General features: G+C 72.8%; 21 protein-coding genes. 16 read left to right on the top strand and 5 right to left on the bottom strand.

Annotated elements, in window-relative coordinates; genetic code table 11:
* Positions 1-243 precede the first annotated feature (243 nt).
* Positions 244-939, top strand: a complete 696-nt coding sequence (locus tag PZB77_RS06970; RefSeq protein ID WP_275491699.1) for a GntR family transcriptional regulator — start codon at positions 244-246, stop codon at positions 937-939.
* A gap of 171 nt (positions 940-1,110) precedes the next feature.
* Here the strand turns inward: PZB77_RS06970 and PZB77_RS06965 are convergent, their stop codons facing one another.
* Positions 1,111-1,392, bottom strand: a complete 282-nt coding sequence (locus tag PZB77_RS06965) for an HPr family phosphocarrier protein (RefSeq protein WP_275491698.1) — start codon at positions 1,390-1,392, stop codon at positions 1,111-1,113.
* 292 nt (positions 1,393-1,684) lie between these two features.
* Here PZB77_RS06965 and PZB77_RS06960 point away from each other — a divergent pair, with 292 nt between their 5' ends.
* The 7 genes from PZB77_RS06960 to PZB77_RS06930 all read left to right on the top strand — a co-directional run bounded on the left by PZB77_RS06960 (position 1,685) and on the right by PZB77_RS06930 (position 11,759).
* A complete protein-coding gene (locus PZB77_RS06960) occupies positions 1,685-4,576 on the top strand; it encodes a bifunctional GNAT family N-acetyltransferase/acetate--CoA ligase family protein (protein ID WP_275491697.1) in 2,892 nt (963 codons plus the stop codon).
* A gap of 59 nt (positions 4,577-4,635) precedes the next feature.
* Positions 4,636-5,259 (top strand): DUF5998 family protein, encoded by a 624-nt coding sequence (locus PZB77_RS06955; RefSeq protein WP_275491696.1) that lies wholly within the window; start codon positions 4,636-4,638, stop codon positions 5,257-5,259.
* Positions 5,259-6,446, top strand: coding sequence for a nucleotide pyrophosphatase/phosphodiesterase family protein (locus tag PZB77_RS06950; protein ID WP_275491695.1), 1,188 nt, complete (start codon positions 5,259-5,261; stop codon positions 6,444-6,446). Before PZB77_RS06955 ends, PZB77_RS06950 begins: the two co-directional genes overlap by 1 nt.
* 60 nt (positions 6,447-6,506) lie before the next feature.
* Complete coding sequence (locus tag PZB77_RS06945) at positions 6,507-7,157, top strand: thymidine kinase (RefSeq protein WP_275491694.1); 651 nt, start codon at positions 6,507-6,509, stop codon at positions 7,155-7,157.
* A gap of 589 nt (positions 7,158-7,746) precedes the next feature.
* Positions 7,747-8,658 (top strand): sugar ABC transporter substrate-binding protein, encoded by a 912-nt coding sequence (locus tag PZB77_RS06940; protein WP_275491693.1) that lies wholly within the window; start codon positions 7,747-7,749, stop codon positions 8,656-8,658.
* A gap of 307 nt (positions 8,659-8,965) precedes the next feature.
* Positions 8,966-10,555 carry an MFS transporter gene (locus tag PZB77_RS06935; RefSeq protein ID WP_275495940.1) on the top strand — a complete coding sequence of 530 codons (1,590 nt, stop codon included), beginning with the start codon at positions 8,966-8,968 and terminating at the stop codon, positions 10,553-10,555.
* A 256-nt stretch (positions 10,556-10,811) separates the two neighbouring features.
* Positions 10,812-11,759: an AsnC family transcriptional regulator gene (locus PZB77_RS06930; RefSeq protein ID WP_275491692.1), complete on the top strand. Its 948-nt coding sequence runs from the start codon at positions 10,812-10,814 to the stop codon at positions 11,757-11,759.
* An 84-nt stretch (positions 11,760-11,843) separates the two neighbouring features.
* Here PZB77_RS06930 and PZB77_RS06925 read toward each other — a convergent pair whose 3' ends face one another.
* On the bottom strand, positions 11,844-12,620 hold the full coding sequence (locus PZB77_RS06925; protein WP_275491691.1) for a VOC family protein: 777 nt from the start codon (positions 12,618-12,620) through the stop codon (positions 11,844-11,846).
* Between the two features lie 253 nt (positions 12,621-12,873).
* Here PZB77_RS06925 and PZB77_RS06920 point away from each other — a divergent pair, with 253 nt between their 5' ends.
* Positions 12,874-13,704, top strand: a complete 831-nt coding sequence (locus PZB77_RS06920) for a sulfurtransferase (protein WP_275491690.1) — start codon at positions 12,874-12,876, stop codon at positions 13,702-13,704.
* 92 nt (positions 13,705-13,796) lie between these two features.
* Here PZB77_RS06920 and sepH read toward each other — a convergent pair whose 3' ends face one another.
* Positions 13,797-14,846, bottom strand: a complete 1,050-nt coding sequence (sepH, locus tag PZB77_RS06915) for a septation protein SepH (RefSeq protein ID WP_275491689.1) — start codon at positions 14,844-14,846, stop codon at positions 13,797-13,799.
* A gap of 586 nt (positions 14,847-15,432) precedes the next feature.
* On the opposite strand from sepH, the gene PZB77_RS06910 reads away from it, so the two are divergent.
* Entirely contained in the window at positions 15,433-16,416 is a 984-nt protein-coding gene (locus PZB77_RS06910; protein WP_343299844.1) for a hypothetical protein, read from the top strand.
* A gap of 91 nt (positions 16,417-16,507) precedes the next feature.
* Here the strand turns inward: PZB77_RS06910 and PZB77_RS06905 are convergent, their stop codons facing one another.
* The gene (locus PZB77_RS06905) at positions 16,508-17,827 is read right to left on the bottom strand and encodes a D-arabinono-1,4-lactone oxidase (RefSeq protein WP_275491687.1); all 1,320 of its coding nucleotides are present in this window, start codon (positions 17,825-17,827) and stop codon (positions 16,508-16,510) included.
* Positions 17,828-18,187: 360 nt separating this feature from the next.
* On the opposite strand from PZB77_RS06905, the gene PZB77_RS06900 reads away from it, so the two are divergent.
* Together PZB77_RS06900 and PZB77_RS06895 are read left to right on the top strand one after the other, a co-directional pair.
* The gene (locus PZB77_RS06900) at positions 18,188-19,315 is read left to right on the top strand and encodes a ferrochelatase (RefSeq protein WP_275491686.1); all 1,128 of its coding nucleotides are present in this window, start codon (positions 18,188-18,190) and stop codon (positions 19,313-19,315) included.
* A 68-nt stretch (positions 19,316-19,383) separates the two neighbouring features.
* A complete protein-coding gene (locus PZB77_RS06895) occupies positions 19,384-20,184 on the top strand; it encodes an inositol monophosphatase family protein (protein WP_275491685.1) in 801 nt (266 codons plus the stop codon).
* Between the two features lie 261 nt (positions 20,185-20,445).
* On the opposite strand, the gene PZB77_RS06890 is transcribed toward PZB77_RS06895, so the two are convergent.
* Positions 20,446-20,619 carry a hypothetical protein gene (locus PZB77_RS06890; RefSeq protein WP_275491684.1) on the bottom strand — a complete coding sequence of 58 codons (174 nt, stop codon included), beginning with the start codon at positions 20,617-20,619 and terminating at the stop codon, positions 20,446-20,448.
* Positions 20,620-20,983: 364 nt separating this feature from the next.
* Here PZB77_RS06890 and PZB77_RS06885 point away from each other — a divergent pair, with 364 nt between their 5' ends.
* The 4 genes from PZB77_RS06885 to PZB77_RS06870 all read left to right on the top strand — a co-directional run bounded on the left by PZB77_RS06885 (position 20,984) and on the right by PZB77_RS06870 (position 24,559).
* Positions 20,984-21,637, top strand: a complete 654-nt coding sequence (locus PZB77_RS06885) for a response regulator transcription factor (protein ID WP_275491683.1) — start codon at positions 20,984-20,986, stop codon at positions 21,635-21,637.
* Between the two features lie 8 nt (positions 21,638-21,645).
* Positions 21,646-22,887, top strand: coding sequence for an ATP-binding protein (locus PZB77_RS06880; protein WP_275491682.1), 1,242 nt, complete (start codon positions 21,646-21,648; stop codon positions 22,885-22,887).
* Between the two features lie 406 nt (positions 22,888-23,293).
* Positions 23,294-23,590 (top strand): DUF4193 domain-containing protein, encoded by a 297-nt coding sequence (locus PZB77_RS06875; protein WP_275491681.1) that lies wholly within the window; start codon positions 23,294-23,296, stop codon positions 23,588-23,590.
* A 12-nt stretch (positions 23,591-23,602) separates the two neighbouring features.
* Entirely contained in the window at positions 23,603-24,559 is a 957-nt protein-coding gene (locus PZB77_RS06870; RefSeq protein WP_275491680.1) for a hypothetical protein, read from the top strand.
* Position 24,560 lies beyond the last annotated feature (1 nt).

The following is a 24,560-nucleotide window of genomic DNA, read 5'->3' as shown; positions in this document are numbered from 1 at the left end:
CCGGACACCGCCCAGCGGTGTCGTCGGCCGCGCCACCCGACGCGGCGGGCCGAACCTGCCGAAGCCCCGGCCCCGTGCCGGGGCTTCGGCATACCGCCCGAAACCCCACCGGCCACCGACTCCTTCGGCAAAAGATATGTGTGAATTCCGGTACGCCATCGGAAATTCACGCAGATTGCAATAGAGTCACGGTGCAGGCTTCGATCGGCCGCGATTCGCGGGGATCAATGCGGAGGTTCGGACATGCGTATTCCCGCGCACTCGGTATGCACGGCAATCCGTGACGACATCGTCTCGGGTGTCTACGAACGCGGCAGCCGCCTCACCGAGGAGCTCCTGGCCCGGCGCTACGGCGTGTCCCGGGTGCCGGTGCGTGAGGCGTTGCGAACCCTGGAGTCCGAGGGCTTCGTGGTGACCCGCAGACACGCCGGGGCATGCGTCGCCGAGCCGACGGAGCAGGAGGCCGCGGACCTCCTGGAGGTGAAGCTGCTGCTGGAGCCGCTGGGCGCGGCCCGGGCCGCGCAGCGGCGCACCGAGGCGCACCTCAAGGTCCTGCGCGGGCTGGTCAAACTGGGACAGGAGCGGGCACGCCGGGGCGAGGGGGAGGACCTGCGCTCCCTCGGCGGCTGGTTCCACGAGACGCTCGCGCAGGCATCCGGCAGTCCCGGTCTCATCGCGCTGCTGACCCAGCTCCGGCACAAGATCGCGTGGATGTACGCGGTCGACCAGCCGGTCCGCCCGGTCGAGTCCTGGGCCGAGCACGGCGCTCTCGTGGACGCGGTGGCGCGGGGCGACGCGGAGCGGGCCCGCGGTCTGGCCGCGCAGCACGCGGAACGCTCGCTGGCCGCCCACCGGTTGCGGCGTCCGGCGCGTGCGGTGAAGCAGACCCGGGTGAGTACTTCGCAACATCCCGTAAACACCTCGGGTGTCCGGCATTAACAAAGCCGCCGTATACAAAGAGGAGAGCGAATTCCCGGGGAGTTTCTCCCGCCGCCCGAATTCCTCCGCCCGCGGCTGCCCGGTGAAATGACGGAGCCGCTCCGTCCCTGAGGAGCGGCGCGGCCCGGTCGTGCGCGGAATTCGGGCGCACTGCCCGACGGCTATGGGAAGTCAGACCGTTTCCGGGAGTTCGTCGAGCCCTTCGGAGACCAGCTTCGCCAGACGGTCCAGTGCGGCGTCCGCACCGTCCGCCTCGGAGGCGAGGACGATCTCCTCGCCGCCCTGTGCGCCCAGCCCGAGGACCGCGAGCATGGACGCGGCGTTGACCGGACTGCCGTCGGCCTTGGCGATGGTCACCGGGACTCCGGAGGCCGTGGTGGCGCGGACGAAGATGGAAGCGGGGCGGGCGTGCAGGCCTTCGGCCCATCCGACGTTGACACGGCGCTCAACCATGGTTCTGCCCTTCGTGAATCTGCGATGTCCTGACCGGTGATCGATTTGTCTAGACCATTGTGTCACGGGGTGCGGACCGGCCCACCTCCCGCCGACGGACGCCGGCCGGTGGGTTTCCCAGCCTGCCCCCGCACCGAATCCGCCGCTACCCGTGTCCAGCCGGGCAGGGGTGGCGCACGACACGGGTCATGGCGGATCCGCTCCGTCCGTACTCTCCGATCCCCGTCCCCGATCTCCGTTCCCGCCCGGCGCGCACCCGCCCCACCGCGCGGGCCCGCCGTACGCTTTCCGCATGCACCCCACGCCGGAACAGAGTCCGCATCACGCGTACCCCGACCACTGGGAAGCAGACGTGGTGCTGCGGGACGGCGGCACCGCGCGGATCAGGCCCATCACCCCGGACGACGCCGGACGGCTGGTCAGCTTCTTCGAACAGGTCTCCGACGAGTCGAAGTACTACCGCTTCTTCGCCCCGTACCCCCGGCTCTCCGACCGCGACGTGCACCGCTTCACCCACCACGACTACGTCGACCGGGTGGGCCTGGCCGTCACCGTGGGAGGCGAGTTCATCGCCACCGTCCGCTTCGACCGGATCGACGAGAGGGGCCGGCCCGCCTCCGCGCCCGCCGACGAGGCGGAGGTCGCCTTCCTCGTCCAGGACGCCCACCAGGGCCGCGGCGTCGCTTCCGTGCTGCTCGAACACATCGCCGCGGTCGCCCGGGAACGGGGCATCCGGCGGTTCGCCGCCGAGGTGCTCCCCGCCAACACGAAGATGATCAAGGTCTTCCGGGACGCCGGCTACACCCAGCAGCGCAGCTTCGAGGACGGCTCGGTCCACCTCACGCTCGACATCGAACCGACCGCCGCGTCCCTCGCCGTGCAGCGCGCCCGTGAACAGCGCGCCGAGGCGCGTTCCGTCCAGCGACTCCTGGCCCCCGCCTCGGTGGCCGTCGTCGGCACCGGCCGCGCCCCGGGCGGAGTGGGGCGGACCGTGCTCCGCAACCTCTCGAACTCCGGCTTCACCGGACGCCTGTACGCCGTCAACCATGCCTACGCCCCCGACCAGGGCACCGTCGACGGCGTCCCCGCGCACCGATCGGTGGGGGAGATCGGCGCACCGGTCGACCTCGCGGTCATCGCCGTCCCCGCCGCACGGGTCCCCGACGCCGTAGCGGACTGCGGGGAACACGGAGTGCGGGGCCTGGTCGTCCTCACCGCCGACTACGCCGAGCGGGGGGAACAGGGCCGTGAGCGCCAGCGCGCGCTCCTGCGCCAGGCGCGCTCCTACGGCATGCGGCTCATCGGCCCGAACGCCTTCGGCCTCATCAACACCTCGGCCGCCGTGCGGATGAACGCCTCGCTGGCGCCCGAGTCACCCGCTCCGGGCCGCATCGGCCTCTTCACCCAGTCGGGCGCGATCGGCATCGCCCTCCTCTCCGGTCTCCACCGGAGCGGAGCGGCCCTCTCCACCTTTATCTCCGCCGGGAACCGCGCCGACATCTCCGGCAACGACTTCCTCCAGTACTGGTTCGACGACCCCGACACCGATGTCGCCCTGCTCTACCTGGAGTCGCTCGGCAACCCCCGCAAGTTCACCCGGCTGGCCCGCCGCACCGCCGCCGTCAAACCGGTCGTGGTGGTCAAGGGCGCCCGGCACAGCGGCGCCACCCCGCCCGGTCACGCGGTGCCCGTCAGCCGGATCCCCGACGCCACCGTCTCCGCCCTGATGCGGCAGGCCGGGGTGATCCGGGTCGACACGGTGACCGAGATGATCGACGCGGCCCTCCTCCTCGCCGACCAGCCGCTGCCCGCCGGCCCGCGCGTGGCGATCCTCGGCAACTCCGAGTCGCTCGGCCTGCTCACGTACGACGCCTGCCTCACGGAAGGACTGCGCCCCCGGCCGCCCCGCGACCTGACCACGGCGGCCGGACCCGCGGACTTCCGCGCGGCCCTCGCCGAAGCGCTCGCCGATCCGGACTGCGACGCCGTGGTCGTGACCGCCATCCCGCTCGTCGGGGACCAGGGGGAGATGCGGAGCGGCGACGGCGACGTGCTGGCGGCCGCCCTGCGCGAGGCGGTGGCGGACCGGACCGACGGGCCGGCGAAACCGGTGGCCGTCGTCCACCTGGAGATCGGCGGGCTCGCCGAGGCACTGTCGGCGACGGCCGGGAGACCCCGCACCACCCCGGCCGACGGGACCGCGCCCCCCGGGCACCCCGCCCCGGAGGCGCCCGTGCGGGACGCGTCGGCGCCGGCCCCACCCGCACCGGACGAACCCGGCCCGGACGGCTCCGTACGACCGCCCACCGGCCGCATCCCCGCCTATCCGGCCGCCGAGCGGGCCGTCCGTGCGCTGAGCGAGGCGGTCAAGTACGCCCAGTGGCGCCGCCAGGCCGCCGCGCCCGGCCGGGTGCCCGAGTTCCTCGACGACACCATCGACGAACCGGGCGCCGCCGCGCTCATCGACGCGCTGCTCGGCCCCGACCCCGATCCGCGCGGACGGCCGCTCGGGCACGACGAGGCCCGCGAACTCCTCCACCGCTACGGCGTCGAGGTACGCGCGACACTTCCGGCCCCCGACCCGGACGCCGCCGTGGCGGCGGCCGCGCGGCTCGGCTGGCCGGTCGCCCTCAAGACCACCGCGCCCCACCTGCGCCACCGCGCCGACCTGGGCGGTGTCCGCCTGGACCTCGCGGGGGAGGAAGCGCTGCGCCGGGCCTACGGCGAACTCACCGACCTGCTCGGCAACCCCGCCGAACTCCAGCCCGTCGTGCAGTCCATGGCGCCCCGGGGCGTCGACACCGTGGTGCGCGCCTCGATCGACGCCGCCGCCGGCGCCGTGCTCTCCTTCGGCCTCGCCGGCACCCCCTCCGAGCTCCTCGGGGACGTCGCCCACCGACTCGTTCCGGCCACCGACCGGGACGCCGCCGAACTGATCCGGTCCATCCGGGCCGCCCCCGTGCTCTTCGGCTGGCGCGGCTCCTCACCCGTCGACACCCGGGCGCTAGAAGAGCTGCTGCTCCGCGTCTCCCGCCTGGTCGACGACCACCCCGAGGTGGTCTCCGTCACCCTGGAGCCGGTCGTGGTGGCCACGCGGGGGCTGACCGTTCTCGGCGCGAGCGTCCGGCTGGCCCCGCCCCCCGCGCGGACCGACCTCGGCCCCCGCCGGCTGCCGAACTACTGACCGGCCCGCCCCTCCCCGTAGCGTCCCCGGCGGTCACGGGGGCCCGTAAGATGGGGGTCATGGCAAAGACCGGTACGACGACCCAGGGGCTGCGCGCGGCGATCGAGCGCAGCGGCTACTACCCGGCCCTCGTGGCCGAGGCGGTGGAGGCCGCCGTCGGCGGGGAGCCGGTCGCCTCGTACCTCGTGCACCAGGAGACCACCTTCGACTCCAACGAGGTGCGGCGCCACGTCACGGTCCTGGTCCTGACGGACACCCGCTTCATCGTCAGCCACACCGACGAGCAGACCTCCGAGACCGAGTCCCCGACGCCGTACGCGACCACCTCCACGGAGTCCGTGCACCTCGGCCGGATCTCGTCCGTCGTGGTGAGCCGGGTCGTGGCCGATCCCGAGAAGTACGTGGCCGGATCGCTGCCCCGCGAAGTCGTCCTGACCATCGGCTGGGGCGCGGTCTCCCGGATCGACCTGGAGCCGGCCGCCTGCGGCGACCCCGACTGCGACGCCGACCACGGTTACACCGGCAGCTCGACCGCCGACGACCTCAGCCTGCGTGTCAGTGAAGCAGGCGACGGACCGGACACCGTGCGCCAGACGCTCGCCTTCGCCCAGGCGCTCAGTGAGGCCACGGCGGCCATCGCGGCGACAGCGGCGGGCACGGCCGGCCCGGCGACCACCCGCTGATGGTGCAGCCCGCCTGGCAGGATCCCGTACCGCTCCCGATCGGCACCGCCCCCCTCCCCGAGTACGGCACCGGTTCGCTCGCGGACCTGCTGCCGACCCTCGCGGCCGGGCAGCAGGTGCCCGGCTTCACCGCGTCGATCCCGGAGCTGACCCCGGCCGACCGCAACTGCGTCTTCCTGATCGACGGCCTCGGCTGGGAACAGATCACCGCGCACCCGGACGAAGCCCCTTTCCTGCACTCCCTGCTGCCGACCTCGCGCGGCGGCACCGGCCGTCCGATCACCGCCGGGTTCCCCGCCACCACGGCGACCTCCCTCGCCTCGGTCGGGACGGGCCTGCCGCCCGGGAAGCACGGACTGCCCGGGTACACCGTGCGTGATCCGGCCACCGGCCGGCTGATGAACCAGCTCCGCTGGAAGCCGTGGACCTCACCGAAGGTCTGGCAGCCGTACCCCACCGTCTTCGGTCTCGCCGACGCCGCCGGGGTGCGTACCGCCCAGGTCTCGGCGCCCGCGTTCGAGCAGACGCCGCTGACCAAGGTCGCGCTCAGCGGTGGCTCGTTCCTGGGCCGGCTCGCCGGCGAGGAGCGGATGGACGTCGCGGCGCAGCGGCTGGCCGCGGGCGACCGTTCGCTGGTCTACACGTACTACAGCGAGGTGGACGGCGCGGGCCACCGCTTCGGCATCGACTCCGACGCCTGGCGCGGGCAGTTGATGTACGTGGACGGGCTCGCCCGGCGCCTCGCCGAGCAACTCCCGCCCCGGTCGGCGCTCTACATCACCGCCGACCACGGCATGATCGACATCCCGTTCGACGAGCAGTCCCGCATCGACTTCGACGAGGACTGGGAGCTGCGCGCCGGCGTCGCCCTGCTGGGCGGCGAGGGCCGCGCCCGCCACGTCTACGCCGTCCCCGGCGCGGAGGCCGATGTCCTGACCGTGTGGCAGGAGGTGCTCGGCGAGCAGTTCTGGGTGGCGAGCCGGGACGAGGCGATCGCCGCCGGCTGGTTCGGCCCCGACATCGACGAGCGCGTGTACGGCCGCATCGGTGACGTGGTCGCCGCCGCCCACGACGACGTGGTGATCACCGCCTCGGTCAACGAGCCGCACGAGTCCGAGATGGTCGGGATGCACGGTTCGATGACCCCCGTCGAACAGCTCGTCCCGCTCCTCGAAGTGCGCACCTGACGCTGCCGCCCCCGGCACCCTCCCCGCCCTCACCGACTCCCGAAAGGCGCCCGTCCTCTCATGCCCGAGCTTGTGTTCTTCTCCGGAACGATGGACTGCGGAAAGAGCACGCTGGCCCTCCAGATCGGGCACAACAGATCGGCGCGCGGGCTCCAGGGCGTGATCTTCACCCGCGACGACCGGGCGGGCGAGGGCAAGTTGTCCTCCCGGCTGGGGTTGGTGACGGAGGCCGTCGAGGCCGCGGACGGCATGGACCTCTACGCGTACGTGGTCAACCAGCTGTCGAAGGGCGGCAAGGCCGACTACGTCATCGTGGACGAGGCGCAGTTCCTCGCCCCGCGGCAGATCGACCAGCTGGCCCGGATCGTGGACGACCTCGGCATGGACGTGTTCGCCTTCGGGATCACCACGGACTTCCGCACCAGGCTCTTCCCCGGTTCGCAGCGCCTGATCGAACTGGCCGACCGCTTGGAGCAGCTCCAGGTCGAGGCGCTCTGCTGGTGCGGCGCCCGCGCCACGCACAACGCCCGCACGGTGGACGGGGAGATGGTCGTCGAGGGCGAACAGGTCGTGGTCGGTGACGTCAACCGCCCGGCGAAGGAAGTCGGTTACGAGGTGCTGTGCCGGCGCCACCACCGCCGCCGAACGACCGCCGCCTCCGCCCGCGTCGGCACCCTGTCCCCGGACGTCCTGCCGGTGTCCTCCGCCTGACCCGGGGAGACCCGGCGTGAGGGCCGGGGCCGCCCGTCGCCGACGGGACCGACCACGACACGACGCCGGCCTGTCGAGGCCCCGCACACGTCCTTCTCCGGGAGTCGACCTCCCCACCCGGTTTTCCCCCGTGTCCGGGACCGGCGGGACGCCGCTCCGCCCGCGCGCGGCGGCTCCGGCCGCACCGGCCGCACCCCGCCCTCGCCGTCCAGCCGAGGCCCCTCGCGGCCCTGCCGAGAACAATCCGCCCTCCCGAACTCGCCCCGTCCCGGCACCGGCCCCTTCCCGCGACCGCCCTCCTCGATGCCGCCCCGTCTCGATCCCGCATTCCGCAAGCACACCTTGCACGCCGTGCGGGGGTCGACCTGCCCTGGCGCGCGCTACGTTGTGCGCCGCCGCCGGAGGTCCCGGGGCGGCCGGGCGCTCGCACCGGCCCTCTCGGACCTGTCCGTACGGCGACTCGGCCATGCCTGCCGCGCGGGTGCGTTGCCGTGCCCGGCCGGCCGTGCGGCAACCGCCCCTCGTACGATCCGCCCACCGCAGAAAAGGCCGCTCCATGACTTCTTCGTCGCGCAGTCTTCCCGGGCGGATGACTGCCGCTGCCGCTCTGGTCACCCTGCTCGCGGGGTGTTCCACCGCTGACGAGGGCGAGGACGACGGGGCGACGACGATCGGCTTCGTCAACGGAGCCGACACCGTCTTCCACACCTGCCTGCAGAAGGCGGTGGAACAGGCGGCGACGTCCCGGAACGTCCGCCTGATCGCCGCCAACTCGGAGCAGAACCCGGTCACCGAGCTCTCCCACATCGAAGACCTCCTGGCGCGGGGCGTGGACGCGCTGATCGTCCAGACCGTGGACGTGAACACGCTCGACGTGGACATCGCGAAGGCCGAAGCCGCCGGCATCCCGATCTTCCTCACCTCGGTGAACGCCGAGAACGTGGCGGGGATACTCGGGGCCGTGGTCGTGGACCTCCGTCGCCTCGGTGCGCTCGACGCCGCCTGGGTGGAGGAGGACGCGGCCGGGCAGCACGTCAAGGTGGGAGTGATCGGGGGAGCCCCCGGCGCGGCGTCGGACCTGATGGTCACCGGATTCCAGGAGGCGCTCCCGGCCCACGCGGAGGTGGTCTCGGAGCTCCCGGGGATGTTCGACCCCGGCAAAGCAGCTGAGGTCGCGGGGGACATGATCGACGCCCACCCCGATCTCGACTACGCCTTCGTGGCGAACGAGGAGATGGCGCTGAGCGCCCGGCAGGTCTTCGACGCCGCGGGCGCCCACGTCAAGATCGTGACGGTCAACGGTACCGACACGGGGCTCAAGGCGGTGAAGGACGGCCGTCTCTCCGCCACGGTCGCCAACTCCGCCCGGACGCTGGGGGAGCTGGCCGTGGAGAACAGTCTCGGACTGATGGAGGGCGGTGCCGTCGACAAGATCACCTCTGCCCCGATCCTCCTCGTCACCCGGGAGAACGTGGACGAGGCGCCGGCGTACTGCTCCTGACGCCTGCGGAACGTCTCCCGGCGGACGCTCCCGCCCTCCGGGACGCCGGGCACGTCCGCCGGGAACCGCCGCACCGCGACACCGTCCGAGACGTCGGGAATCCGGCACCAGGGGACCTCTCGTGTCGAGAATCCGGCATCGGGGCGTCCTGGCTGGCACCGGCGCGGTTCCTTGCGGATAGTTCCGTCTGGCAATCGACAGACAGCGGCGGGCGTCCGCCGCAGAGGAGCTCCACGTGAACAGCGCAGTCAACAGCGCACCCCCCACCGCCGGCCGCGCCCCGGATCGGCGCGCGGCGACCCTGATCATGGCCTGCACAGGTGTGTTCGTGGCCTACTTCCCGGTCACGACGGTGTCGGTGAGCCTGCCGGTCATCCAGGGCGCGCTCGGTGCCTCCACCTCGGACCTGTCCTGGGTCTCCGACGCGTTCGTGCTGCCGGTGGCCGCGCTGATCCTGACGGCCGGCGTCTTCGGCGACGTACACGGACGCAAGAAGGTGTTCCAGGCAGGCCTCGCCCTGTGCGCCGTCGGTGCCACCGTCTCCCTGTGCGCGCAGTCGATCGCCGCGGTCTGGGTCGGACAGGCCCTCTCCGGCGCCGGGGCGGCCGCACTGCTGCCGATGACGCTCGCCCTCATCAGCCACGTCGTTCCCGACCACCGCGAACGCGGGAAGTTCATCGGTCTGTGGACGACCTGCCTCATGGGCGCGCTCGCCGTCGGTCCGCTGATCGCCGGCTCGATCACCGCGCACGCGGACTGGCGCTGGATCTTCCTGCTGCCCATTCCGCTCTCCCTCGCCGCCATGGCCGCCGGCGCGCGACTGCTCGACGAGTCCCGGTCCCCGTACCCCCGCAAGCTCGACTGGCCCGGTCAGATCACCGCCGCCGTGGCCATCACGGCGCTGGTCTACGGAGTCATCGAGGGCGGCGCCTCCTCCTTCACCGAGCCGCAGGTCCTCGTGGCCCTCGCGCTCGCGGTGGCCGGCGGCATCGTCTTCGTCCTGGCGGAACGCCGGAGCGACAGCCCGATGCTGGACCTGCGCATCTTCCGCAGCCCCGCGTTCACCGGCTCCACCCTGGTGGTCATGATCAGCTTCCTGGGGCTCATCGGTTTCTTCTTCGTGCTCAGCCTCTACTTCGGCATGGTGCAACAACTCACCACCCTGGAGGCCGGCCTGCGTCTGCTCATGGTCACGATCATGCCGATCCTGTTGGGCGCCGTCTTCGGCCGGCTCACCCAGCGGCTCTCCGCCCGCTTCCTGATCACCGGCGGGCTGCTGATCACCACCGTGGCGCTCTGCACGCTGACCACCATCGGCATCGACACCTCCTTCGGCTCGCTGGCCTGGCGGCTGGCCCTGCTCGGCACCGGCCTCGGTATCGCGTTCCCCTGCATCACCGCCACGGCCGTCGGATCCGTACCGCCCCACCAGGCCGGCATGGCGGCGGCCGGGAACAACGCCTTCCGCCAGGTGGGCGCCGCACTCGGGCCCGCCATCCTCGGCGCCCTGCTCACCACGGAGGCCGTGGGCGCGCTGCCCGCGCACCTGGCCGACCAGGGGCTGACGGGGGCCACCGGCGCACGCATCACCGGGGCCGTCGACCGCGACGGCCTCGAAGCCGTCGCAGGGATGCCGCTGGGCGCCGACACGGGGCGTGCGCTGCACGCGCTGTCGCTCTCCTTCGTGGACGGCCTCCACCTCTGTCTCCTCGTCTCGGCCGTCCTCATGCTGTGCGGCGCGCTGGTCGCGCTCGTCACCCTGCGCCCCCGCCGGCCCGCCCCCTCCGTCCAGGTGGCGGCGAGCACGGACCGCGGCGCCCCGGCAGCCGGCGACGAGCCACCGCGCGGCGGGGCTCCGGCAGCGGCCGGCAACACGCCCGGCGGCTCCCGCCGCTGACGGAGCCGCTGCCCGCCCCCGGGGCAGCGGCCGAGGGGCGCGACCGGGGACGCGGCAGGACCGAACCTGGTCCGCCGAGCGCCCCAGGACACCGTCGAACCGGCCTTCGCGGGCCGCCCTCGATCCGTCCCCACAGCATGTCCGCCGGGAGCAGGCATGCTGTGGGGACGGACCCACACCCCGGACACACACCCCCGCAGCACGCCCGTACGGCGGGACGGCGTGTGGGACGGATTCGACGGATCGGAGAAGGACGGTGGCGCTGCCCGACGCCCTGGACCTGAAGGTGATGCAGGCCCTCCAACTCGACGGCCGGGCCTCCTTCGTGCGGATCGCCGAGGTCCTCGGCGTCTCGGACAAGACCGTGGCCCGCCGGGTCCTGCGGCTGCGCCGCGACACCGGTCTGCGGGTCACCGGCATGACGGACGAGACCAGGCTCGGCCGCCCGAGCTGGATCGTCCGGCTGCGCTGCACGCCCGACGCCGCGGAGCCGCTCGCCACGGCGCTCGCCCGTCGCGCCGACACCTCCTACATCGGCGTCATGTCCGGCGGCACCGAGGTCATGTGCGCGATGCGGCCACGCACCCAGCAGGAGCGCGACGAGCTGCTCCTGGGACGGCCTCCGCGCACCCCGCGCGTCGTCTCCGTCCACGCCCACTGCGTACTGAACCTCTTCTACGGCGGCCCGTTGAGCCATCTCAACAAGATCAGCGCCCTGAGCCCCGCCCAGGAAGCGGCCCTGCGCCCCGAACCCGGGGAACCGCCCGCCACCCCGGTGGCACTGGACGCCGTCGACGAGGCGCTGATCGGGGTGCTCCGCCGGGACGGCCGGGCGCCGATGGCGGAACTGCAGAGCAGGAGCGGCCAGTCCGAGGCCGTGGTCAAACGGCGGCTGGACCGGCTGCGGGGCACCGGCATCCTCTACTTCGACGTCGAGTACGACCAGGAGCCGCTCGGCCACGGAACCGCGGCCATGCTCTGGCTCACCGTCGCTCCCTCCGCCCTGGTGACGGTGGGGAACGCCCTCGCGGCCCATCCCGAGGTGCGGTTCGCGGCGGCCGTCAGCGGGCGCGAGAACGCGGTCGCCTCCGTGCACTGCCGGGACACCCCGCACCTCTACACCTACCTGACGGACGGTATCGGCGCGCTGAGCGGCGTGCAGCACGTCGAGACCGCGCTGACGTTGCGCCAGGTGAGGCGCTGAGCTGCGATCCCCGGCGCTCACGCCGCCCGTGCACCGGTCGTCGGCCTTGCGGGCCGGCCTCCCGTCGGCCCGTACGCGTCGCGGTCAGTGCTCGGCGCTCCGTACGAGGGTGAAGACCGCGCCCTCCGGGTCCGAGACCGTCGCCAGCCGTCCGCTCGTCCCCTCGCGGGGCGGCTGCAGGATGTGGCCGCCGAGCTCGACGACGCGGGCCGCCGCGAGGTCGGTGTCGTCGACCTCGAAGTACGTCATCCAGTGCGGGCCCCGGTCGCGCGGCAGGGCGTGCCCGACGCCGTGCAGTGCCGCGACCGGACGGCCGTCGAGGTGGAGGGTCTGGTAGTCGAAGTCGGCCGAGACGACCGCCTGGATCTCGTAACCGAACACCGCCTGGTAGAACTTGGCGACCGAGGAGGTCTCCCGGGTGACCAGCTCGTTCCACACGGGGGTGCCGGGGGTGCCCCAGATGCGGGTTCCGGTGTGCCGGGCCGCCTGCCAGATGCCGAAGACGGCCCCGTTCGGGTCGGAGGCGATGGCCAGCCGGCCGGCCGGGCCCGCGTCGAGAGGGCCGACCGCCACCGTGCCGCCGCAGGAGCGGATCGTCTCGGCCGTGGCGTCCGCGTCCTCGGTGGCGAGGTAGGTGGTCCAGGCGATCGGTAGATGGCGGTCCGGGGGCAGCTGTCCGATGCCGGCGATCTCCTCGCCCCGGAGCCGGCCGCGCACGTACGGGCCGAGCTGCTCGGGACCGGGCTGGAACTCCCATCCGAAGAGGGCTCCGTAGAAGTCCTGGGTGGCGCTCAGGCCGTGCACGATCAGGCTCACCCAGCAAGGGGTGCCGGGCGTGCGCCGGGAGACAGCCTCGGTCATCGTCTTTTTCTCTCCTCGGACCATCGTGGTGGCCGTACGGCAGATCGGGGACGGACCGCCGTCCAGGGGTGCGGTACGGCTCGTGTGCCCCGCCCCGATGCTCGCACCACCGGGGCCCGGAGACGCACCGACCGCGCCGCGCATCCCCGGTTCTCGGCGCAACAGGACCGATTCGCTCGATATGGCCGGTTTGTCGTCAGCGTTTATGTGAACGCCACACCTCCGGGCGGAGCGCTGCGCGAGGATGGCCCTCATGAAGCCCATCATCACCGCATCCGATTACGCGGGCGAGTCGGCGGGACCCCGTCCGCCCGTGGTCCTCGACGTCCGCTGGCAGCTCGGCGGCCCCGACGGCCGGGCCGCCTACGAGGCCGGCCACCTTCCCGGCGCCGTCTACGTCGACCTGGAAACCGAGCTGGCCGGTCCCGCGGGAGCCGGGGGCGGCCGTCACCCCCTGCCCGACACCGAGAGCTTCGGTGCCGTGATGCGCCGCGCGGGCGTCTCCTCGGACCGGCCCGTGGTGGTCTACGACGGCGGACAGGGCTGGGCCGCGGCCCGCGCCTGGTGGCTGCTGCGCTGGGCCGGCCACGAGGACGTCCGGGTGCTGGACGGCGGTCTCGCCGCCTGGGACGGCGAGCTGACGACCGAGGTCCCGCGCCCCCACGAGGGCGATTTTCGGCCGAAGCCCGGGGCGCTCCCGGTGCTCGACGCCGACGGCGCGGCGGCCCTGGCCCGTACCGGTACGCTGCTCGACGCGCGGGCCGCGGAACGGTACCGGGGCGACGTCGAACCGATCGACCGGGTGGGCGGTCACATCCCCGGCGCTCTGTCCGCGCCGACCGTGGAGAACGTGGCGGAGGACGGCCGCTACCTGCCCGCCGACCGCCTCGCCGACCGCTTCGCCGCCCTCGGCGTCCCGGCGGACGGGGAGATCGGCGTCTACTGCGGATCGGGCGTCTCCGGCGCGCACGAGGTGCTCGCCCTGGAGATCGCCGGCCGGCGGGCGGCGCTCTACCCGGGCTCCTGGTCGGAGTGGACCTCCGACGAGTCCCGCCCGGTGGCGACCGGGCCGGAGCCCCGGTAGACGCGACCCCCGGGGGAGTGTCCGGCGGGTACGACCCCCAAAACGCCGGAGGGGCCGCGCGTGCGGCCCCTCCGGTACGGCTCGGTCCCGCGTCAGTCCTGCTTCTTGCGCCGGGTCCCGAAGACGATCTCGTCCCAGCTGGGCACCGCGGCCCGGCGTCCCGGACGGACCCCGTCCGCTTCGGCCTGCCGGTCGGTGGTGCCGGTCAACCGGTCGCGGTGACCGGCGACGGCGCGCGGCATCAGCACGTCGGCGTACGCGGATCCGGCACCCGCCGACGCCGCGGCCGGCGGTTCGCCGGCCTCCGGCTCGTCGTCGACCGGCTCGATCGCCGCGGGCTCCGGCGGCGAGGGCCGTTCCGGTACGACCATGTCGCCCCGGAAGCTCGGTACCGCCTCCAGCAGGCTGGTCAGCGAATCGCGTTCGGCGGCCGTCGGACCGGAGTACTCCTCCGGCTCGTGCTGCGGCGCGTACCGGTCCATCTGCCGGTCCAGGGCCCGGTCCAGGGGCCGGTCGCGGGGGAGCCGGGCGATCCTCGGGACGAAGGGGAAGCTCGGCTCCGGAGCGGCGACGTCCGACTCACCGATGAGGGAGCGCGCCTCGTCGTCCACGGCCTGGACCAGCCGCCTCGGCGGGTCGTAGGTCCAGCTCGCGGAGTGGGGTTCGCCCGCGACGCGGTAGACCAGCAGCACTTCCCAGGTGCCGTCGTCACGGCGCCAGGAGTCCCACTGAACCGTTTCCTTGTCGGCGCCGCGCAGCAGCAGACGTTCCTGCACCGAGTCACCGAGCTGGGGGCCGGTGTTCTCGCCGGGACGGCGTACGGGGGTCTTGCGGGCCCGCTCGGCCATGAAGGCGCGCTCCGCGAGCACCGGGCCCTCGAAGCGGCGGACGCGGTCCACCGGGATGCCGGCGAACTGGGCGACCTCCTCGGCGGAGGCACCGGCTCGTATCCGCGCCTGGATGTCCCGCGGGCGGAGGTGGCTCTCCACCTCGATCTCGATCTGACCGAGCCGCGCCCGGTCGTTGCGCACCGCGGCACGGAGACGCTCGTCGATCGGAAGCGTGTACTCCGTGCTGTCCGCAGCCTTGAGCACCAGTCGTGTGCCGTCGTTGGAGACGGCCACGACACGCAGTTCGGGCATGGGGACCTCCCGGGTGGTGCCTGCCGACGTCACGTGCGTCGCTGCTTCCGCTAGTCGAGTGTGGCCTGCCCGGGTGCAGCCTGCCACAACCTTGCCAAGTTGCCCGGCGGGTTTCGGGCCTTGGCCCTGGTACGCCGACGTGACACGGTTACCCATGGTGACGCGGAGCGACCGGTGCGGTCACCCCGTGCAACGAGTCTCCGTGCGATGCGTCGGCGCCGCCGGTTCGAGTGCCGCCTTCGGCCCCCTCCCGCAGGACCCGGATCACCCTCGCGGGAGTCCGGCCCCAGGGCTCGTCACAGTACTCCATTCGGGCCACCGGGGTGGACCGGCACGCCGTCCGAGTTGTCGACGGGTGTCGTGGGCGTCGGTGGTTGGCGAAGGGCATGAAAGAGGGCATACCCAGGCGGCGGCGGTTTGCCCCCGAGGCGTGTCCTGCTTCACAGAATCACCAGAAACGGAACTATCCACTTCGCCCAAAGGTCTCTTCCTGGTGCAGGGTGGGAGAGATGTCAAGCAAGGGCTGGTAATGGTGCGGAAGCCGGAAACAGAGGCGGAACCGAAGGAAAGGCGCATAGATCTGAATGTGCCCCAGGTCGCCGGCAGCGCCGTGGCCGCGGTCGCGGCCGCCGTGGCGGCCTCGCAACTCGGGGTGTACGGGACGATCGTGGGGGCGGGCGTGATGAGCGTCGTCGCCACCTGCGGAGGCTCCGTCTTCCAGCACTTCTTCCGTCGTACGGGCGAGCAGATCCGCGAGGTCACCGTGCAGGTGACCCATCCGGGGGGCCGCCAGGTCGCCGTCCGGACCCGCGAGACGACCCGCGGCGACGGCGTCACCACCTTCTCCGCGGAGCGCACCGGGGCCGGCGAAAGCACCCGGCCGATGGACCTCGCCGACGACCGGACCCGGATGCCGGGCACCGGACCGGCGGGCGCCATGCCGCCCGAAGACGACCGGACCCGGCTGCTGCGGGCCTTCCCCGCTCCGGTGGACGCGCGGGACGAGGGCACCCGGCAGCTCAGGATCACCCCCCGCGGGCCTATCACCCGGAGCGGGCCGGCCGCGGAGTTCTCCGAGGCGACCACCCACGGCACCGGCCGCCGGGGCCGCCGGAAGCCCGTCGTGGCGGCCGTCGTCGTCTTTCTCGTGTCCATGCTCGGGATCACGGCGTTCGAGCTGGCCTCGGGCAACGATCTCAGCGGCGGCAGCGGCACGACCGTCGGCTCCGTCGTGCGCGGCAACGACAGCGGTGGGGCCGGTCCGAACCCGTCCGGCCCGTCCGACCCGTCCACCGGCAACGACGACGGCGACAGCGGTGGCGGGCCGGCCGGCTCCTCCACCTCTCCCACTGCGGGAACCGACCAGGACGAGGACGGGCCGTCGGCCCCCGCGACCAGCGACGACGGCGGCACGGCCACCACTCCGGCGCCGGCCACCACCCCGGCCGACGGCGCCGCGACCCCGACGCCGACCCCGTCCGCGCCCGGCGATGGTGCGAGCGTCTCCCCCCAGGAGACCGCCGACGGCGCGGTCCCCGACGCCCCGGACACCGGCGCCGGCGGCGAGTGACCGGCATACCGGCGCCACCGGCTCGTACCGGCAGGACTCCGGCCGCCACCCGTGGAGGGTGGCGGCCGGAGTCCTGCCGTTGTCCCGCGGGTCAGTCGCCCAGCACACGCCGCAGGTAGTCGTTGCCGAAGAGCCGGTCGGGGTCCAGCCGGTCGCGCACGGCCGTGAACTCCCCGAACCTCGGGTAGGCCTGGGCGAGGTACGCGGCGTCCCGGGTGTGCACCTTCCCCCAGTGCGGGCGGCCTCCGTGCGCCGTCATGATCCGCTCGACGGCCGTGAAGTACGCCTGGTGGGGCGTGCCCCGGTAGAGGTGGACGGCGATGTACGCGCTCTCCCGGCCGGACGCCGTGGAGAGGGCGATGTCGTCGGCGGGAGCGGTACGGACCTCCACCGGGAAGCTGATCCGCAGCGGCGAGGCGTCCACCATCGCCTTGAGCTCCCGCAGCGCCACCACGGCCGCCTCGCGCGGAAGGGCGTACTCCATCTCCACGAAGCGCACCCGGCGGGGGCTGGTGAACACCTTGTAGGGGATGTCGGTGTACGTACGGGCGGACAGCGCCCGGCTGGATATCCGGGCGATCGAGGGGATGGCCGCCGGGAAGGCGCGCCCCACCGAGCAGGCCACCTGGAAGATCCCGTTGGAGAGGAGTTCGTCCTCGATCCAGCCGCTGATCCGGCCGGGCGGGGCGGTGGGGCCGGCGCTGCGGTTGTTCCGCTTGGTGGTGCAGTTCCCGGTGTGCGGGAACCAGTAGAACTCGAAGTGCTCGTTCTCCGTGACCAGTTCGTCGAAACGGGAGGTGACCGCGTCGAAGGTCATCGGCTCCTCGCGGGCGGTCAGCAGGAAGACCGGCTCCACGGCGAAGGTGATCGCGGTGATCACGCCCAGCGCCCCGAGCCCGATCCGCGCCACCGCGAAGACCTCGGGGTTCTCCTGCTCGGAGCAGCGCAGCACCGAGCCGTCGGCGGTGACCAGTTCCAGGGCCCGTATCTGCGCGGCTATGGACGCCGAGTCCCGGCCGGTGCCGTGCGTGCCGGTGGAGGTGGCCCCGGCGACCGTCTGCTCCATGATGTCGCCCATGTTGGTGAGCGAGAGGCCCTCCCGGGCGAGAGCGGCGTTGAGCCGCTTGAGCGGGGTGCCGGCCTCGACGGTCACCGTCATCGCCGTCCGGTCGATCTCGCGGATCCCGGTGAGCAGGTCGGGGCGGACGAGCACCCCGTCGGTGGCGGCAGCGGCGGTGAACGAGTGGCCGGTGCCGACCGGCTTCACCCGCAGCCCGTCCTCGGCGGCCCGGCGCACGGCGGCGGCGAGTTCTTCCACGGAAGCGGGCGCGACCTGCCGTACGGGCCGGGCGGTGACGTTCCCCGCCCAGTTGCGCCACGTTCGCACGGTCCTTGCCTCGGTGCTGGTCATCTTCCCCGCGCCTTCCCGTCTGCGCCGGCCCCACGGGCCGCCGATACCCGGGGACGCCGCAGCGGCCGCGAGCCCTCCCGCCCCGGTGGCCGTCCGGCCGGAGACCGGGATCCGGGCGCCGCCCCGACGACGAGGCCCGCGACGAAGAGTGCCGCGGCCAGGAACGGCAGGCTCCCGGCCAGTTGGAGGGGGATCATACTCACGGCCCGCACACCCCTCCCCACCAGCCGACGCCGAGCGGTCCGCCGGGACCCGCCACGCCTCCCGGCGGATCCGCGTCCGGCGCGGAGCGAGCGCGGAACGGGGCCGCCGACGGATGTCGGTTGCGGTGCTCCCGTCCCCGGGTGGCAGGATCGGAGCATGTCCGATCTGCGCGACCCCGCTCCCTACGACGCCCTGCTGCTGCTCTCCTTCGGCGGCCCCGAAGGCCCGGACGACGTGGTTCCGTTCCTACAGAACGTCACCCGCGGCCGGGGCATCCCCGAGGAGCGGCTCAAGGAGGTCGGCAAGCACTACTTCCTCTTCGACGGCGTCAGCCCCATCAACGGGCAGAACCGGGACCTCCTCGAAGCCCTGCGGGAGGACTTCGCCGCCCACGGCCTGGACCTCCCGGTCCACTGGGGCAACCGCAACTGGGCCCCGTACCTGACCGACACCCTGCGGGAGATGACCCGGGCGGGCCACCGGCGCATCCTCACCCTCGCCACCAGCGCCTACGCCTCCTACTCCGGCTGCCGGCAGTACCGCGAGAACCTCGCCGAGGCGCTGGAGACCCTGCGGGCCGAGGGCCTGACGGTGCCCCGGGTGGACAAGCTGCGCCACTACTTCAACCACCCCGGCTTCGTCGGGCCCATGACCGACGGCGTCCTCGCCTCGCTCGCGAGCCTCACCGACGAGGAGCGCGCCGGAGCCCACCTGGCGTTCACCACGCACTCCATCCCCGTGTCGGCCGCAGACACCTCCGGCCCCGAGGAGGCCCACGGCGACGGGGGCGCCTACGTCGCCGAGCACCTCGACGTCGCCCGGGTGATCGTCGAAGCGGTGCGCGAGCGGACCGGCGTCACGTACCCCTGGCGGCTCGTCTACCAGTCGCGCAGCGGCGCCCCGCACATCCCGTGGCTGGAACCCGACATCTGCGACCACCTGGAGACGCTGCACGGCGACGGCGTGCCGGCGGTGGTGATGGTCCCCATCGGTTTCGTCTCCGACCACATGGAGGTCCTCTACGACCTCGACACCGAGGCCACGGCCAAGGCAGCCGAGCTCGGGCTGCCCGTCCGCCGGTCCGCCACCGTCGGAGCCGACCCCCGCTTCGCCGCCGCCGTCCGTGACCTCGTGCTGGAGCGCGCCGCCACCGAACAGGGGTACCGGGTGGACCGCTGCGCGCTCGGCGCCCTCGGCCCCTCGCACGACCTCTGCCCGGTCGGCTGCTGCCCGGCCAGGGCGCCGAAGCCGGCCGCCGCGGGCGCCGACAGCCCGTTCGCCTGAGGGCGGCCGGCCCGTAGCCGCGGAGGCAGCCGCTGATGACGAACGAACCCCGACCTTCTGGGAGAGCCGTGACCGACCCCCTGCTCGCCGAACTCCTCGGGCTCGCCCGAGCCGCCGCCACCAGGGCCGGGGCGCTGCTGCGCGACGGCCGGCCCGCCGACCTGGGGGTGGCCGCCACCAAGTCGAGCCCCATCGACGTCGTCACCGAGATGGACATCGCCGCCGAGAAGCTGATCACCGGTTACCTCTCCGAGCACCGCCCCGAGGACGGCTTCCTCGGCGAGGAGGGAGCGAGCCGCGAGGGCACCAGCGGGGTGCGCTGGGTCATCGACCCGCTGGACGGCACCGTGAACTACCTCTACTCCCTGCCGACCTGGGCGGTCTCGATCGCCGCCGAACTCGACGGGGAGCGGGTGGTGGGCGTCGTGGAGGCGCCGATGCGCGGTGAGACCTTCCACGCGGTGCGCGGCGGCGGCGCCTACCTGAACGGCACCGCCCTGCGGTACCGCCCGGCGCCGCCGCTGGACCAGGCGCTGGTGTCGACCGGCTTCAACTACGTCGCCACCGTCCGCACCCACCAGGCCGACGTGGCCCGGCAGCTCATTCCCCGGCTGCGGGACATCCGGCGCGGGGGCTCGGCCGCCATCGACCTGTGCGACGTGGCGGCCGGCCGTCTCGACGGCTACTACGAACGCGGACTCCACCCCTGGGACCTGGCGGCGGGCGACCTGATCGCCCGTGAGGCCGGCGCTCTCACCGGCGGACGTCCGGGGCGGCCCGCCGACGGGGATCTGACGGTGGCCGCCTCCCCGGGCGTCTTCGGGCCACTCCAGGAGATCCTGGAGGAGCTCGGAGCCTGGCACGACTGACCGGCCATCCGACGGACCGACGGACCGGGCCACGGGCGGCCGGAAGCCGCCGCTCCACGCGGAACGCCCGCCGGAGCCCCTGGACGGGGTGCCGGCGGGCGTTCCGCGCGGTGGCGCGAGTGGGTCCCTGGTGCGGCTCTGCTGGTACGGGCGGCTCGGGTGGTACGGGGCATGCGCGTGGTGCGGGGGTGCCTGTGACACGGGTGGTACAGGTCGTGCGGAAGGTGCGCGTGCGGCTCCGCGGTGCGGGTAGGAGGGGTGTCAGACGGCGGTGACGCCGGTCTCGACGCCGTGTTCGGCGGCGAGACGCAGCAGATCGTCCAGCTCACTCTGTTCGACGTCCGCGAGGAAGTCGTCGCCCGTCTCGCGGGCGTGGGTGAGGTCGGACTCGGTGGTCCTGATGCGGTGCAGCAGACCTGCGGTGAAAGCGTCCATGAAGCGCCCCCTCGGCGTGGGTCGGTGGCACGGGGGTGTGCCGGGATGTCTCGGGCCTGGCCCCGAGGGTCCGTCGGTCACGCGGTCCCTCCGGAAAAAGGGACGGCAGTGGCGGGCCACGTACGTGGCGTGATCGCGGGTGTAAATCCGTCCTCCCCGGGCCGCGGACGCGAGAAACCTCAACTGGCCCGTGAATATGCCCGCTTCCTCGAAGCCGCAGGTCGGCGAGGACGCCTTACCGCCGGTTTATGGGTGTTGCGGGCAGGATGGTCGCGAACACCCGGCCCGTCGTGCCCCGAGGGAGACGACCGGGCCGGACCGCGCGGGACGTCCGCAGGATCCGCACCAGAGAAGGGACAGTGCCGTGCGCGTACTCGTCGTGGAGGACGAGCAGCTGCTCGCCGACGCGGTGGCCACCGGGCTCCGCCGTGAGGCGATGGCCGTCGACGTGGTCTACGACGGAGCGGCGGCCCTGGAACGGGTCGAGGTCAACGACTACGACGTCGTGGTGCTCGACCGGGACCTCCCGCTCGTCCACGGGGACGACGTCTGCCGCAAGATCGTGGAGCTGGGCATGCCCACCCGGGTGCTCATGCTCACCGCCTCGGGGGACGTCAGCGACCGGGTCGAAGGGCTGGAGCTGGGAGCCGACGACTACCTCCCCAAGCCCTTCGCCTTCAGCGAGCTGACCGCCCGGGTCCGGGCGCTCGGCCGGCGTACGACGGTGGCGCTGCCGCCCGTGCTGGAGCGGGCCGGCATCAAACTCGACCCCAACCGCCGTGAGGTCTTCCGGGGCGAGCAGGAGATCCAGCTCGCGCCGAAGGAGTTCGCCGTGCTGGAGGTCCTGATGCGCAGCGAGGGCGCGGTGGTCTCCGCCGAGCAGTTGCTGGAGAAGGCGTGGGACGAGAACACCGACCCCTTCACCAACGTCGTGCGGGTGACCGTCATGACCCTGCGCCGCAAGCTGGGTGAGCCGCCGGTCATCGTCACCGTACCCGGCTCCGGATACCGGATCTGAGCGACTCGATGGCCACGTCCTCGGCGCCGCTGCCGGCGCCTCCCAAACCCACCTGGGACCCCAAGCAGCACGAGCTCACCCCGCCCTGGCTGCGTCCCACCATCCGTATACGGCTCACGCTCCTGTACGGCGGGATGTTCCTGATCGCGGGCATCGTGCTGCTCGCGATCATCTACATGCTGGCCGCGCAGGCGCTGCACGACGCGGGAGGCCCCGCCTTCCAGGTGTCCGGCACCAACGTCCGGATCTCCAGCGCGACCTGCCCGCAGCTCGCGGCCTCGCAGAACAACGACCAGCTCAACGACGCCATCAAGGCGTGCACCTCCTCCCAGCGCCAGCACGCGCTGGACAGCCTGCTGAACAGGGCCCTGCTGGCGCTGGTCGGCCTCAGCATCATCGCGTTCGCCTTCGGCTACGCGATGGCCGGCCGCGTCCTGTCGCCGCTCGGCAAGATCACCCGTACCGCCCGCAGGGTGGCCGGGACCGACCTGTCGCGCCGGATCGAGCTGGACGGCCCGGACGACGAGCTCAAGGAGCTCGCGGACACCTTCGACGAGATGCTGGACCGCCTGGAGCGCGCGTTCACCGCGCAGCAGCGGTTCGTCGGCAACGCCTCGCACGAGCTGCGGACCCCGTTGGCGATCAACCGCACCCTGCTGGAGGTCCACCTCTCCGACCCGGCGGCCCCGCCCGAGCTCCAGCAGCTGGGCAAGACACTGCTCGCCACCAACGAGCGGAGCGAGCAACTGGTGGAGGGCCTGCTGCTGCTGGCCCGGAGCGAGAACCAGATCGTCGAGCGGAAACCGGTCGACCTGGCCGAGGTCGCCGAGCGGGCCATCGACCAGGCGCGCGCGGAGGCCGTCCAGAAGGGTGTGGAGATCCGCGGCGAGCGCGTGTCGGCCGTCGTGCAGGGCAACGGGGTCCTGCTGGAGCGGATCGCCCTGAACCTCGTACAGAACGCGGTGCGCTACAACGCCCCGGCGGCGGGCTGGGTCGAGGTCACCACCCGGCTCGGACCGGGCCAGGCCCTCCTGGTGGTCTCGAACACGGGGCCGGTGGTCCCCGCGTACGAGATCGACAACCTCTTCGAACCCTTCCGCAGGCTCCGTACGGAGCGGACGGGGAGCGACAAGGGCGTGGGACTCGGCCTGTCGATCGCGAGATCCGTTGCGAGGGCCCACGGAGGCCGTATCATCGCGGAGCCCCGGGAGGGTGGCGGTCTCGTGATGCGCGTCACCCTGCCCGTCTGACCGGGGTCGGGGCGGGAGCGCGGGGAGGGTCCAACGCTTTCGCTTTGAGCGGAATTTTCAGGATGCGCCCCCGGTTTGTCCCTGTGTGATCGATCACAGGGACGCTCGGGGCGGCTTGCACTCTCCGTGAACTCCCCGCAGGTGTGAAGCCTGCAATCGCCCGGGTTTTCGGGGCGAGGTATCACGGGAAGTACACGGGGTGGCGCCCGTGAAACACACCGTCGGGACCGTGTACGGTCCCCTTCGCCACCCAAGCCGACTGCCGAGCGGCGGCCGGTTCGGGTGTCGATCGAGTAACAGACCTTGATGTGAGGCAAAATCTCCGCCTCAGGTCGGGCACAAGTCCGGCCTCTCATGCGTTACGTGCGCTGAGACACCCGCAGAAACCCAAGAGGGGGAGAGCACCATGGCAACGGATTACGACACCCCACGCAAGACCGACGAAGACGTCGATCAGGACAGCCTGGAGGAGCTGAAGGCCCGGCGGAGCGACAAGAACGCGTCCGCCGTGGACGTCGACGAGTTCGACGCCGCGGAGGGCCTTGAACTGCCCGGCGCGGACCTGTCCAACGAAGAGCTCGCCGTTCGCGTCCTGCCCAAGCAGGCCGACGAGTTCACCTGCATGAGTTGTTTCCTCGTGCACCACCGCAGCCAGCTGGCTCGTGAGAAGAACGGCCAGCCGATCTGCCGCGACTGCGACTGAGGCAGGCACGCCGTGACAGGCAACATACCGTTCCGGAAGCGGCGCTCACGGCGCAGTGGTGGGCCGGAGGCGAATGAGGGCGGCACAGGCCCGGCGGAGGGCTCGACAGCCTCCGACGGGCGTCACAAGGCCCCGTACGACCCCTCCGGCTCGACCGACGACGAGCGGGGCCACCAGGCCTCGCTCGAAGTGGCCCCGGTGGCCGGCCTGCCGGACGGGGCCGGGAAGACCGGTCAGGGGGCTCCGGCTCCCGAGGCGGCCCCGACCGGGCCGTCGCACGCGTTCAGACGGGGCCTGCACAAGAGCGGGGAGAGCGTCAGGGCGGTCGCCGGACATCTGGCCGACCGGATCATCGACACGGCTCCCCGCGTTCCCGTGCGCGACCTCGCCACCCTCCGGCGCCACTTCCCGGGACTCGGTCCCGAGGAGATCGCGGACCGTCTGGTCTCGGGGGCGAGCAAGGCCACCGCGGCCGTCGGCGCCGGCATCGGGGCCGCGGCCATGATGCCTGTACCCCCTGCCATGGTCGCCGAGCTGGCGGCCGAGATCACCGGCGTCGCCGCGATAGAGATGAAGCTCGTCGCCGAGCTCCACGAGGTCTACGGCAGGCGCCCCCCGGGCAACCTCACCCAGCGCAGCACCGCCTACCTCACGTCGTGGACGGAGGAGCGCGGCATCGACGTCATCCGCCCCGCCACGCTCAACGCGGCCCTGGGCGGCCAGATGAAGCGCGAGCTGCGCCAGCAGATCATGAAGCGCATGGTGCGCGATCTGCCCAACCTCATCCCCTTCATGATCGGTGCGGCGGTGGGCGCGGCCATGAACCGCCGTGACACCAGGAAGCTGGCCGAGCGCATCAGGAAGGACCTGCGCGAGCAGCAGGTCGCCTGGGACCGGCTGGTCGCCCTGCCGGCGCTGGAACAGCCCGCCGATCCCACCGGCGTCCCTCCCGAGGCCGAGGGCCGCTGAG

Source organism: Streptomyces sp. AM 2-1-1 (assembly GCF_029167645.1).
Taxonomy (GTDB): domain Bacteria; phylum Actinomycetota; class Actinomycetes; order Streptomycetales; family Streptomycetaceae; genus Streptomyces.
Note: the sequence above shows the minus strand (reverse complement) of the source record. Positions and strands in the feature narration are given on the sequence as shown.